Here is a 13,213-nt window from a genome sequence, read left to right as displayed (position 1 = left end):
GATTTTAACGGATAATTGTGAAATAGTCAATTATCGGGTTGAATTATGTGTTTATCGCCAAATTTAAGCAGTGAATAAAATTGAAAATACGTTTATAAGGGTTAAATTCGAAGATTATTCACCTTTCATGACCTAAAAGGGGAAGTATATATGAAGTATTTCGGCTTTTTGCTGGTTTTTTTAATTTCATTGGTCCTCGCAGTAGGGCTTTCTGTTAATTTAGGGCAAATACCTCCCTTAGGGTATTTGCTGGATCCTTCACATGGCTTTTGGCAGAATTCCTATAGTGAGGATGACTTGGCGCAACAGGAGATAATGCTCGTTGGGCTAGAAGCGCCAGTGGAGGTTATTTATGACGAGGCGCTTATTCCTCATCTTTTTGCAGAGAACCAAAGGGACCTGATGAAGGCTCAGGGCTATATCACGGCCAAGCACCGCCTATGGCAGATGGAATTTCAAACCCGGGCAGCAGCAGGAAGAGTCGCTGAAGTGGTGGGGCCTGTAGCGCTGGATTTTGACCGGATGCAGCGTCGCAAAGGACTAGGATATGGGGCAGAGATGGGACTGCAATACCTAAAAGAAAACGAACCTGAGGCACTCAGCTTGATAGAGGCCTATGCCGATGGAGTCAATCAATATATAAATCAGCTTTCATTAGCCGCACTTCCAGTGGAATATAAGCTGCTCGACTATCGGCCAGAGGCCTGGACGCCCTATAAAACCTTGCTGCTGCTGAAGTATATGGCAGATATGCTCGTGGGGGATAAGGACCTGGAATACACTAACCTCCGCTATCTGCTTGGCGAGACCCAGGTCAATAAGTTGTTTCCAGAAATGCCGGAGGACAATGACCCTGTGATCCAGATGGATCAGGTATGGGATTTCATTCCTTTGAAGGTCCAAAAGCCTGAGGGGCTTGTATATCCTGATTTTTCGATTTTGGCGGAGCCACTCCCTAGTCCTGAGGAAGGAGTAGGCTCAAACAACTGGGCGGTTTCAGGCTCCAAAACAAAAAATGGCCATCCAATATTGGCGAATGACCCACATTTAGGATTGAATCTACCGAGCCTTTGGTACGCCATGCAGCTTAGCAGCCCGGAGTATTCCGTCAAGGGAGCCACCTTACCAGGCGCTTTGGGAGTGATCTCTGGCTTCAACCAAAATATCGCCTGGGGAGTGACCAATGCCACCCGGGATGTGCGTGATTGGTATGCCATCCAGTTTAAGGATTCCAAGAGACTGGAATACCGCTATAATGACCAATGGATCCAGAGCACGGTGCGGGTGGAGACGATAGAGGTGAAGGGAAGCGTGACCTTTCAGGATACTGTAATATATACTCACTATGGGCCGGTGGTCTATGACAAAAGCTTCAAAGCAAAAGATCCCAAGGCGAATTTCGCCTTAAAATGGACCGCTCATGAGGGCTCCAATGAGCAAGGGACATTCCTTGAACTGAATAGAGCTACCAATCATAAAGACTATTTGGAGGCCTTAGCTCATTTTTCTTCCCCAGGGCAGAATTTTGTGTTTGCCTCGGTGGAGGGTGATATCGCTATGAAGGTACAGGGGAAATTTCCGCTGAAGTGGCCCAAACAAGGAAAATACCTGATGGATGGTAATAATCCAGCTTTTGAATGGGCAGGTTACATTCCTTCCGACCAAAACCCAGCAACACTGAATCCTGAAAGGGGCTTTGTAAGCTCTGCCAATCAATATTCCGTAGGACCTTCCTATCCTTATTATGTTTTTGATGACAGTTTTGAGGAATATAGAAACCGACGGATCAATAGCCAGCTGGCCTCGATGGAGGCCATAGAGGTGGAGGATATGAAGAGGCTGCAGTTTGATGATTATAATCTGCATGCTGCAGAGGCTTTGCCGGTGATGCTGGAGATGATCGCAGCGGACAGCACCAGGGAGTACTCTGAGGCTGAGACGGCCTTCTTGGATACCTTGCAGCGCTGGGATTATTATGCTGATCCTGATCAAAATGGCCCTATAGCCTTTGACCTGTGGTGGTCGGTTCTCAAGGAGGGCGTGTGGAAGTATTTGGATCAAGAGGGTTTGCCCATTATCCATCCGGACAATTATCAAACGACACGATTTATAAGGGATTATCCCCAGGACAGTCTCTTTGATGATACCTCGACGCCTCAGGTGTTTGAATCAGCCAAGGATCATATTGCCTCAAGTTTTGTCATCGCTGCTCAGCAATATGACAGCATTAGGCAAAGTAATCCAGAGATGGACTGGGCCAAATTTAAGCATACCTCTATCAATCACCTGGTCCCCAATTTCAAGGCCTTTAGCCGCCAAGGGATCTATACCGGTGGGGGAAGAAGTATTGTGAATGCTACGAGCGAGCGGCATGGGGCGAGCTGGAGAATGGTGGTGGAGCTAGGGAAGCCCATCGTCGCCTTTGGGATATACCCTGGCGGGCAATCAGGAAATCCAGGAAGTAAATTTTACGATAACCTTATAGCCCCTTGGGCTAAGGGTGAGTACCTGGACTTTCAGCTTCGCGATGCCTCCTCCAAAAATAATTCCTTGTTTTATACCATTCTAAAACCGAAAAAATAGATGAAATTCTCACTTTGGCTTCTGTTATTTTTAGTGGTGAGCATCGCTTTGGGTCCTTATATGACCTATTGGATGATGATGTTGCTTTGGGCCGTTATGGGAGCGATCATGGCTGGTCCAGGGGCTCAGACCTTCTTTGCGGCAGGCTTGGGCGTGGCCTTAGCTTGGGCCGGAAAGGCATTTTATATTACCTGGATCACGGGGTCCTCACTCCCAGACCAGATGTCAGCACTTATGGGAATCAATAATACACCGGTGTTGATTGTGGCTACTGGGCTTTTGGGACTTTTGATTGGAGGATTCAGTGCACTCACCGGCAACAGGTTTCGTCGATTATTCGAAAAGAATAAAGAGTTTTATTACCATTAAGAATTATTTGACTCAGGAAGTCCTCATTAGCTATTAATAACCAAGGCAGTTTTTATCTCTCTCTTTTGGGACTCGAGTAATAAGGGCTTTGGGGAGCCGCAGGAGCTTTTTAATCTTTTATTTGTAGGAATTTTGAGGGTACGTTTACCATTACGGTTTGGTGAATGCTGGGGACTCGGATAATAAAGAAGTCCTGATTCGCTTTTTGGATACATTCTCCCTCAAATCCCTGCATAGGTCCGCCAATGATCCTGACCTGCTTTCCAGGAGATAAGTTGTCAGTATTCACTTCAATGGACACCCCAGTGGATACCACTCGCTTGATTGCTTCAATCTCAAAATCCCGAACGATGGCATGATCCCCCGAGAAGTTTACAAATTTCACCGCTCCTTGTATTTGAAGAGTTTCCCAGAGTTTGTTTTTTTCAGTTTTGACGAATACATAGCCGTTGAAAAGTGGGCGGCTTACTTTTTTCTTACGATCACTCCACTGCCGGATTTCCTCTATCATGGGGAGATATACTTCCCCGCCATTTTCCTCCAGCCTCTGCGCTACTTTCTTCTCCGCTCTTGGAGCAGTATATAATACGTACCAATTTCTCTCCGTACTCATAAGTCATAAAAATTTGAACTTCAAAAGTCGGAATATCCATGTATAAACACAAGTTTTTCCTGATTAAGACGATGGCTTTTTATTCGGACTATTTTATGTCCCGCCATTTCGATACTCTAAAAAATGGGTTTTATGACCTGGGTTTTTGTAGATTGTACTGGTAGCTGCAGTAAAATTTATGATTTCATAATATAAGATGCTATTTACTGCCAAATAGAGTAAATATCTTGCCTTCTGTGGAATAGAAAGCATAATAATTCAATTATTTCTATCATTTTGAAAAAAGAAGGAGGGAGCTTTAAAAGATGTTGAAATACATAAAACAATTTTTTAAAGACAAATTTTTGTATTTAAAATATTTTGACCTACTTTTAGATCATCAAATAAAACCAAAGACTAGTCAGCTACTGAAAATGCTTGGCCAGGGGAGGTGGGAAGAGAGAAGGGTGGTACAGCCAGTGGTCTAGTAGATGGTGTAATAATAAAGTAGTTTTATTATAAATTGTTTGATGAGATTGACAGCAGTTAGACATTCGAAAAGGGATATCAGCAGGGATGTTGGAATTTTTATAGGTGATATTCCTCGAAGAGTATTTAATGTATGGATCTCATACTACCCAGAAGCCTAAAAAGTAAAAACCTACCCAATTAAATTCCTGGATGACCTTAATATATTTACCAAGAGGCAATAAAGGCATGGGTTTGGAGAGAGGTAAGTATAAGTGAGTAAGATTTGAGTTTAAGAAGCGTGAAATTGTAAATAAAAGATAAATTAATAGTATTTTTAACCACCTAAATAAAGTTTTGTAAAAGATGAAAATTACTGTTGTAGGAACCGGATATGTAGGCCTTGTTTCAGGAGCCTGTTTTGCCGATGTAGGTATCGAAGTGGTCTGTGTAGATATAGACCAGAAAAAAATCGACAAGCTTAAGAATGGCATCATGCCGATTTATGAGCCAGGGCTTGAAGAGATTGTAATGAGAAACTACAAGAGTGGAAGACTATCGTTTTCTACTAATCTTGGAGAAGCTATTCAGGGATCTGAAGTTGCTTTTATCGCTGTAGGAACACCTCCAGGTGAGGATGGATCTGCTGATTTGAAGTACGTTTTGGCAGTAGCAGACGAAATTGGCCGTACCATGAGCGATTTTATTGTGGTAGCGACTAAGAGTACTGTGCCAGTGACGACCGGATCAAAAGTTAAAGCAGCTATTAAGGATGCTTTGGACAAAAGAGAAAGCGACCTTGAGTTTGCAGTAGCGTCTAATCCTGAATTCTTGAAAGAAGGAGCTGCTGTAGAGGATTTCCTAAAACCAGACAGAATCATCATCGGAGTAGAAGATGAGCGTGCAGAAGAAATCATGAGAAGGTTGTATAAGCCATTCCAGTTGAGCGGTGAGCGCCTTATCTATATGGACATCCCTTCTGCGGAGATGACCAAATATACTGCCAATGCCATGCTAGCCACTAAGATTTCATTCATGAATGATATCGCGAACCTTTGTGAGCTTGTGGGTGCGGATGCAAATATGGTAAGATCTGGTATCGGATCTGACCCAAGAATTGGAAATAAATTCATCTACCCAGGTGTGGGTTATGGAGGAAGCTGCTTCCCTAAGGATGTGAAGGCTATCATCAAAACTGCTAAAACATACGGCTATGACCTTAGGGTTTTGGAAGCTGTGGAAGCGGTGAATGACGACCAGAAACATACCTTGGTTAAGAAAATCAAAAAGCACTTTGGCGATGATCTTAGCGGAATGACCTTTGCTATGTGGGGCTTGAGCTTTAAGCCAAACACTGATGATATGCGTGAGGCTCCTGCCATCGTAATGATCGATGAGCTTAGAGCTGCTGGCGCTACGGTGAAAGCATATGATCCTATCGCTATGCATGAGGCTAAAGAAGTATATGTAGGCGATAAGGTGACTTATTGCAACGATGCTTATGACGCTTGTGTGGATGCAGATGCTCTACTATTGGTTACTGAATGGTCAGAATTCAGAATCCCTAGCTGGAGTGCATTAACCAAATTGCTCAAAAACAAAGTGGTTTTTGATGGTAGAAACATCTATGATGGCAAATACCTTAAAGAACTAGGATTTGAGCATTATGGTATCGGAATCTGATCCCAATAAATTAGTTATAAATAACCTGCATAGACTTCGTCATGCCATATAAACTTACAGGACAAAAAGTCTTGGTCACAGGTGGAGCCGGTTTTATCGGCTCCAACCTGATTGATACTCTACTAGAATCAGGCAACCAAGTGGTATGCCTGGATAATTTTTCGACCGGTAAACTGGAGAACCTGGATCAGGCTATGCGCTCTGAGCATTTCACCTTGATCAAAGGGGATATCAGGAACTTTGAAGACTGTGCTGAGGCGGTGGAAGGATGTGATTATGTGTTTCATCAGGCAGCCTTAGGCTCAGTACCACGATCCATCGCAGACCCGATGACCTCCACTGATGTGAATATCGGCGGTTTTGTCAAAGTCCTCTTTGCTGCGAAGCAGGCAGGAGTAAAAAGAGTAATCTACGCTGCCAGCTCGTCCACCTATGGAGATCATCCTGACCTTCCAAAAGTGGAGCATAAAATCGGCAAATCCCTCTCTCCTTACGCAATTACCAAATATGTAGATGAGTTATTTGCTCAAAACTTCGCGATGGTATATGGATTGGAGACCATTGGACTACGGTATTTCAATGTGTTTGGCAGCAGACAGGATCCTAATGGCGCCTATGCCGCTGTGATCCCCAAATTTGCCAGCCAGCTGATAGAGAAATCCTCTCCCAAAATCAACGGGGACGGGACCTTCTCAAGGGATTTCACTTATATTGACAATGTCATTCAAGCAAATATAAAGTGTGCTGAAATCAGTACCGCTGACTTGACCGAGCAATTAGATCAGTATTATGCTGAGATAAAAGAGCCAAAACCCTTTGGAGATACCATATGTGAGGTGCTCAATGTCGCTTGTGGTGATCGTACCAATTTGAACCAGCTAGTGGATGCACTTAAGCAAGGCTTGTCAAAGTATGATGCTGCCATATCGGCGGTAGAGGTGGATTATGGGCCCGAAAGACCGGGGGATGTGCCCCATTCCTTAGCGTCCATTGCAAAGAGTAATAAGGCCGTTGGCTATGACCCTTCCATTACGGTGGAAGAGGGGATTTTGAAGGCTTGTGACTGGTATTGGGAAAAGTTGAAAAAAGAGAGTTGATTCAGCATATAAATTATTTGCTCATTAAAATCTTATAAATTAATGAATACCGTAAATGTAGTGCTTTCAGGTGGAGTAGGGAGTAGACTATGGCCACTATCCCGCAAAAGTTGTCCAAAACAATACCTTCCTATTTTTGAAGGGAAAACTTTATTCCAGAAAACGGTAGAACGTAATCAGGAACTTTGTGATTCCCTGGTGGTGGTGGGCAACCAAGCTAATTTTGAACTTTCAAGAAATGATCTGAACACTTTGTCCATGACTGGATACGGGGAAATAATAGAAGCCTGTCCACGAAATACTGCTGCGGCCATAGCCTTTGCAGCACTTAGCGTGCAGCCTGATGATATTCTATTTGTAAGCCCTTCGGATCATTTGATTTCAGGAACTGAAGCCTATTCCAAAGCCGTTAAGCGAGCTATTGCCTTGGCTAAGGAAGGGAATATCGTTACCTTTGGCCTTAAGCCCAGTCGCCCGGAGACGGGATTTGGCTATATCGAGTCAGATGGTGAGAATGTGATCGGATTTAGAGAAAAGCCTAATTTGGATACCGCTGAGAAATTTTTAAGGAGTGGTAATTTCCTCTGGAATTCCGGGATGTTTTGCTTTCAGGCTAAAGTATTCCTTCAGGAACTAGATAAATATGCTCCGAAGGTCCTTGAATGCTCTAAAGCGGTTATGGAAAACAAAAAAGATGGCTTCCTGGATGAGGCCCTTTCTTTAGAAATTCCCTCCGTTTCCGTTGATTACGCGGTGATGGAGAAAACAGATCGTATCAAGGTCGTTCCTTCCATGTTTGAATGGTCTGATATGGGATCATTCGAATCCGTATTTGATTATATGAGCTTGCAGGGAGTGCCTACAGACGAAAATGGCAATATGGTCATTGGCTCTGATCTGCATACCGAATTTGTAGGTCTCAAAAATACCATTTTGATCCAAACTAAGGATGCTATCCTTGTGCTCAAAAAAGATAATGCTCAGGATGTGAAAAAGGTTTATGAGAAATTAGAAAAAGATAAACCCGAACTCGTCAATTAAGAGTATATTAAAAATCGATCATTCATTATTATATAAAGGATCATTTTTCCTTTAAAATAAAAATATCCAAAGGAGCTTATTTACTCGTAAGCTCCTTTTTTCACTACTCTAACTAGTGGGGTTATTATCCCCAAAAACTTAAAATAACTATTTCAATGGATTCTGTACTTTTCCCTTTGGAGCAAGCTAAGATTGCTGTGGTTGGTCTTGGATACGTAGGTTTGCCGCTTGCTGTTGAATTTGCTAAAAAATATCCTGTGATTGGATTTGATATTTCCACCGTCAGAATCCAGCAACTTGGGCAGGGGATAGACAATACCCTGGAAGTAGAAAATGACTTATTGGCCAGCGTACTGCAAAGTGCTGCAGCTGAGAAGGGGAATGGATTTTTTCCTACAACTGACGCTCAGGTCATGACTGATTGTAATGTATTTGTGGTGACAGTACCCACCCCCACTGATAAGCATAATCGTCCCGTCCTCACCCCAATGCTCAAAGCCTCAGAAACAATAGGCCAGTACCTCAAAAAAGGAGATGTGGTCATCTATGAATCCACCGTATATCCCGGTGTGACAGAAGATGAATGTGTGCCGGTGCTCGAGGAGAAAAGTGGTTTGATAGTTAATACCGACTTTTTTGTGGGCTATTCACCCGAGCGGATCAATCCAGGAGATAAGGAGCATACCGTTGCCAAAATCCTGAAGGTAACCTCAGGGAGTACGCCAGAGTCTGCGGAATTTATAGATGCCTTATATCGATCAGTGATTACTGCTGGCACCTTCAAAGCCTCCTCCATCAAGGTGGCAGAGGCCGCAAAAGTGATTGAAAATTCACAACGCGATATTAATATTGCCTTTGTAAATGAGCTTGCCAAAATATTCAATTTATTGAAGATCGATACCCAGGAGGTATTAGAGGCTGCGGGCACCAAATGGAACTTTCTGCCCTTCAGGCCAGGTCTTGTTGGAGGCCATTGTATTGGGGTAGATCCCTTTTATCTTGCTCAGAAGGCACAGGAAGTAGGGTACCACCCCGAGATCATCCTCGCCGGTCGCCGGCTCAATGACTCCATGGGTAAGCATGTGGCCACCGAAGTGATCAAGCATATGATGCGTAAGGACCTAAAGGTCATGGAATCCAAAGTGCTTATATTAGGCTTTACTTTTAAGGAGGATTGCCCAGATGTGCGCAATACGCGGGTGATCGATATCTATGATGAATTGAAGAATTTTGATATCGATGTGGATGTATATGATCCATGGGCCAGCGCCAGTGAGGTGTCCCATGAGTATAATATAGAGATACTCAATAAGGAAGTGAAACCAGACCTGAATCATTATTCAGCGGTCATCTTGGCAGTTTCTCATAAAGAATTTAAAGCCTGGGATATTAAGAAGTCCCCTGGTCTGGTGGTGTATGATGTAAAGGGAATCCTGGATAAAACTATGATTGACGCTCGATTATAATTTATAGGCTCGCTATCAGTTTACCTTAGCAGGAAGAGAATTTTAGGGAAGGAGAGTTTTAAAACTCTCCTTCCCTTTTTTTTATGGCTCCAGGGTATGGCTCCAGAATTCCTACGATTCTAGGATATAGATATTATTTGGGTAGCTAATTTTCATGTTTATGTTCCCAATAAGCTGTTTTGCTGGAGAAATATAGTGGCTTTAGTCTAGGTGTTTTGCACTAAGGGGCTGGTCAAATCCTGTGGCATAATTTGGCTTTTCTAGGCGGAGATTAGGAGGTTTTTTACTGCCCGTATTTGAAATATATAAAAAAGTATTATAAATACACTATTATTGAATTTAGGCTAAATGGCTGATAATTTTATTATATTTTTAATATTATATGAGTTTATTAACAATTTTTTATCAAACTCTTCTATTTAGAAATGAAATGAATTCTTTGCATAAACAAAAAGGAGTGAGTACTTTTGGTGCTCATTAAAGATTACTCTATTTTCGTGCTTGATTCTATCATAACATCCAAGACCAGATTACGCTTATTGGTGAAGTTCTTCATCAATGCGGATAATCATAGCCATTTGCGTGGTTTGGCGGAGGAGTTTGGGGAATCCACCAATGCCATTCGAAAGGAACTAAACAATCTTTCGGAGGCGGGGTACCTTAAAAAGGAATCAGAGAAAAATAGGATTAGTTATAGAGCAAATACACTTCACCCGCTTTTCGGATCACTTCAGGATATCATACGGAAATATATCGGTTTGGATACCGTTGTAGAGGAGGTATTGGATAGAATGGGGAATGTCGAGACCGTATTATTGACCGGCGATTATGCAGATGGAAAGGATACCGGAATCATCGAAATCAGGATTACAGGTGAAGAATTAAATACGCAATACTTGGCGGTATTAAGCCAGCGGATTGAGGAAATGATTAATCGTAAGGTAAATTTCACCATTGGTAATGCCAATATGAAATCGGCCATTGTCCTGTATAGCCAAAAGGGCAGTTGATATAACTCATCTTTTCCGCGTCTCCATATGATATGCTAGGCACAGACTGTGACTGACCGGGCGAAGCTGTGTACAGCATGATCTGGCCCCTTGAGATTTATGAGCTATGAGGGTCAGATACTATGGCTCGAAGATAAGGTATGGAGATGGGAGGGGTTCCATAGCGGCACTTGCCTGGAGGACCTGTTTAAAGTGTCTGTCTATCGGTTTTTTTAATTGAAATCAAGAAGCATTAATATTTCCATTTAGTAATATAATAGTGCAATTCACTTACGAGTCAAGCACCAAATAGTTCGATATAATAAAAGAGGTATGTCCATTAATATCAAAGCTTTTTATTTCACTTTTATCCTTCTAGTCTTTGCATTTTGTGTGCAAGCCCAGTCTCTTTCGGATATTCATAAGGTAAAGGTGGACCAGCTATCCGATGCCCAGATTGAGGCAATAATCAGCAAGGCAGAAGAGCAGGGGATTTCTAGAGCTAAGATTCCGCAGCTCGCCAAAGACCGTGGCATGCCCGCCATGGAAGCCAACAAATTGGCCACAAGGATCAATCAACTAGGAACTGGCGGTAATATGGAGATGGAATCTTCCACTATGATGCAGGGCCAAAGAACTGTGGATACCTCCTCCACTTTATACGATTCCGATACGGTCAATATCCCTTCTGATGAGGAGGAGAAAAAGATTTTTGGATACAATTTATTCAGACATAAAAACCTGAATTTCTCTCCGAGCCTAAATATCCCCACTCCCCAAAATTATATAATTGGGGCTGGGGATCAATTGTTAATAGACATTTACGGGGATTCGCAACAGTCCTATGACTTATCGGTCAATGCGGAGGGTCGAGTATATATCCCCAACGTGGGTCCAATAAACGTAGGAGGCTCCAGCATTGAGGCGGCAACGGCTCGGCTAAAGCAGGAGATGAGTAGTATCTATTCCGACCTGAACAGTGGCAATCCAAGGACTTTTATGCAAATAAGGCTTGGAAATATCCGCTCTATTCAGGTGTCCATGGTGGGAGAGCTAAATAAGCCTGGCACTTATACTTTACCTTCTTTCGCTTCGGTATTCAATGCCTTATATGCGGCTGGAGGTCCCAATAAGTCAGGGTCTTTTAGAAGTATTAAGGTATTCAGGGATTCACGCCAGGTAGCTGAGGTGGATATTTATGATTATCTCATTAATGGAAATCAGGGAGAAAACATACGCTTACAAGACAATGATGTCATTATGGTTCCTGCAGTGCAGACGCGAGTTGAAATTGTGGGCCCCGTACGACGGGAGGGCTTATTTGAGATTTTGCCTCAGGAGGACATCAATGATTTGATCTCTTATGCAGGAGGGTTTAAAAGTGAGGCTTTTCAGCAAAGGCTTTCAGTGAGAAGGGTTTCGGATGAGGCACGGAAGGTGGCTGATGTTTCTAAGGAGCAATTTGAGAGCTTCAAAGTTCAGGATGGCGATATGTTCTTGGTGGATACCAAGCTAGAGCGATACGAAAATCGAGTTCAGATTTCAGGAGCTGTTTACCATCCTGGGGAATTTGCTCTTTTTGAGGGTATGACCGTTAAGGACCTTATCGATAAGGCACAGGGACTTCGAGGAGAGGCTTTTCTGAACCGAGCTACGCTATACCGCACTCAGACGGATATGACCCTAGAGATCGTCCCTGTGAATGTCCAGGAGGTGATCAATGGGACAGCCACTAATATTTATTTGCAGCGAGAAGATGTATTGCATATTCCTAGCAAATATGACCTTAAGGAAGAGTATTATGTTAAGATATCCGGGGAGGTAAATAGCCCGGGAGCATTTGCCTTTGCCGCTAATATGACCGTCCAGGACCTGGTGCTTGAAGCGAGAGGCTTTAAGGAATCAGCTTCTGATGCCTATATAGAGGTAGCTAGAAGGGTCAAAGACCGTACTGATGGCCAGATTGCTGAAATTATCACCATTGATATTGATAATAACTTACAAATCGATGAGGAGGGAAAGAAGATTGTCCTCCAGCCATTTGATCATGTGATCATCCGAAGAAGTCCTGGTTTCCAAAGAGAGAAAATGGTAAGAGTGGAAGGGGAGGTCAACTATCCAGGGCAATATACCATTGCTACTTCAGCAGAGAGGATTTCCGATTTATTAAAAAGAGCAGGGGGGATAAATCAGTTTGCCTATCCAAAAGGAGCTACGTTAATCAGAAGAACCGAATTCTATACGCCGGAAAGTGATAATGAGATTAAGTCTAAAGATCTCAGAGCGGTGAAGCAAAATCTGATAAAGGAAGAAGGGAAGAATACAGAGGCTGAGATCAATATTCTAAGCCGTATAGATGAAAAGATCGATGAGAAAGGTGGCGATTTAGCCAACCAAAAAGGTCTCGCATCAGGAGAGTATAAGATCAATCGGGTGATGGAAGTAGCGGCCGCGGATAGCAGTAGAGTGGCAGTGGTAGAGTTTAGACCTCAGGAGCTGATAGGCATAGATCTTAAGTACATTATGGAGAATCCAGGTTCTCCCCAGGATTTGATTTTGGAGGAAGGTGATATTCTTAGCATTCCTAAAGAACTTCAAACCGTCCGCATGAGAGGAGAAGTACTATTCCCTACTTCTGCGAGATATGAGCATGGTTATGCCTTCAAAAGGTTCATCTCCAAGGCAGGAGGGTTTACTGATAATGCGCGAAAAGGGAAGTCGTATGTAGTCTATGCAAATGGAGATGTGCAGCGCACAAAGCATATTTTGTTCTTCAAAAACTATCCTAAAATCGAACCTGGAGCAGAAATCATCGTGCCTAAAAAGCCAGACAGAACACCAATGTCCGCTACTAACTGGATAGGGGTGGCATCTAGTTTGGCCACGTTAGGGATATTGATTGATCGTTTAATACCATAATTATCA

The 13,213-nt window shown here is 43.0% G+C and carries 9 protein-coding genes; 8 read left to right on the top strand and 1 reads right to left on the bottom strand.

Features of this window, described 5'->3' with window-relative positions; translation table 11 throughout:
• Positions 1-150 precede the first annotated feature (150 nt).
• Positions 151-2,583 (top strand): penicillin acylase family protein, encoded by a 2,433-nt coding sequence (locus B050_RS0120030; RefSeq protein WP_018475743.1) that lies wholly within the window; start codon positions 151-153, stop codon positions 2,581-2,583.
• The gene (locus B050_RS0120025; RefSeq protein ID WP_018475742.1) at positions 2,584-2,952 is read left to right on the top strand and encodes a hypothetical protein; all 369 of its coding nucleotides are present in this window, start codon (positions 2,584-2,586) and stop codon (positions 2,950-2,952) included.
• Between the two features lie 109 nt (positions 2,953-3,061).
• On the opposite strand, the gene B050_RS0120020 is transcribed toward B050_RS0120025, so the two are convergent.
• Complete coding sequence (locus B050_RS0120020) at positions 3,062-3,565, bottom strand: UpxY family transcription antiterminator (RefSeq protein ID WP_018475741.1); 504 nt, start codon at positions 3,563-3,565, stop codon at positions 3,062-3,064.
• 813 nt (positions 3,566-4,378) lie between these two features.
• On the opposite strand from B050_RS0120020, the gene B050_RS0120005 reads away from it, so the two are divergent.
• The 6 genes from B050_RS0120005 to B050_RS0119980 all read left to right on the top strand — a co-directional run bounded on the left by B050_RS0120005 (position 4,379) and on the right by B050_RS0119980 (position 13,207).
• On the top strand, positions 4,379-5,695 hold the full coding sequence (locus B050_RS0120005; protein ID WP_018475739.1) for a UDP-glucose dehydrogenase family protein: 1,317 nt from the start codon (positions 4,379-4,381) through the stop codon (positions 5,693-5,695).
• A gap of 41 nt (positions 5,696-5,736) precedes the next feature.
• A complete protein-coding gene (locus B050_RS0120000) occupies positions 5,737-6,792 on the top strand; it encodes an SDR family oxidoreductase (protein WP_018475738.1) in 1,056 nt (351 codons plus the stop codon).
• 42 nt (positions 6,793-6,834) lie between these two features.
• A complete protein-coding gene (locus B050_RS0119995) occupies positions 6,835-7,833 on the top strand; it encodes a mannose-1-phosphate guanylyltransferase (RefSeq protein ID WP_018475737.1) in 999 nt (332 codons plus the stop codon).
• 155 nt (positions 7,834-7,988) lie between these two features.
• Complete coding sequence (locus B050_RS0119990) at positions 7,989-9,299, top strand: nucleotide sugar dehydrogenase (protein ID WP_018475736.1); 1,311 nt, start codon at positions 7,989-7,991, stop codon at positions 9,297-9,299.
• Between the two features lie 497 nt (positions 9,300-9,796).
• Positions 9,797-10,309: a helix-turn-helix domain-containing protein gene (locus B050_RS0119985; protein WP_044203134.1), complete on the top strand. Its 513-nt coding sequence runs from the start codon at positions 9,797-9,799 to the stop codon at positions 10,307-10,309.
• A gap of 312 nt (positions 10,310-10,621) precedes the next feature.
• Positions 10,622-13,207, top strand: a complete 2,586-nt coding sequence (locus B050_RS0119980) for an SLBB domain-containing protein (RefSeq protein WP_018475734.1) — start codon at positions 10,622-10,624, stop codon at positions 13,205-13,207.
• Positions 13,208-13,213: the final 6 nt, after the last annotated feature.

Source organism: Echinicola pacifica DSM 19836 (assembly GCF_000373245.1).
In the GTDB taxonomy this organism is placed as follows: domain Bacteria; phylum Bacteroidota; class Bacteroidia; order Cytophagales; family Cyclobacteriaceae; genus Echinicola; species Echinicola pacifica.
This window is presented reverse-complemented; position numbering and strand designations above follow the sequence as displayed.

Excerpts from the sequence above, each read along its gene's own strand:
- B050_RS0120030 (WP_018475743.1), top strand. The coding sequence starts at position 151 with ATGAAGTATTTCGGCTTTTTGCTGGTTTTTTTAATTTCATTGGTCCTC.
- B050_RS0120025 (WP_018475742.1), top strand. The coding sequence starts at position 2,584 with ATGAAATTCTCACTTTGGCTTCTGTTATTTTTAGTGGTGAGCATCGCT.
- B050_RS0120020 (WP_018475741.1), bottom strand. The coding sequence starts at position 3,565 with ATGAGTACGGAGAGAAATTGGTACGTATTATATACTGCTCCAAGAGCG.
- B050_RS0120005 (WP_018475739.1), top strand. The coding sequence starts at position 4,379 with ATGAAAATTACTGTTGTAGGAACCGGATATGTAGGCCTTGTTTCAGGA.
- B050_RS0120000 (WP_018475738.1), top strand. The coding sequence starts at position 5,737 with ATGCCATATAAACTTACAGGACAAAAAGTCTTGGTCACAGGTGGAGCC.
- B050_RS0119995 (WP_018475737.1), top strand. The coding sequence starts at position 6,835 with ATGAATACCGTAAATGTAGTGCTTTCAGGTGGAGTAGGGAGTAGACTA.
- B050_RS0119990 (WP_018475736.1), top strand. The coding sequence starts at position 7,989 with ATGGATTCTGTACTTTTCCCTTTGGAGCAAGCTAAGATTGCTGTGGTT.
- B050_RS0119980 (WP_018475734.1), top strand. The coding sequence starts at position 10,622 with ATGTCCATTAATATCAAAGCTTTTTATTTCACTTTTATCCTTCTAGTC.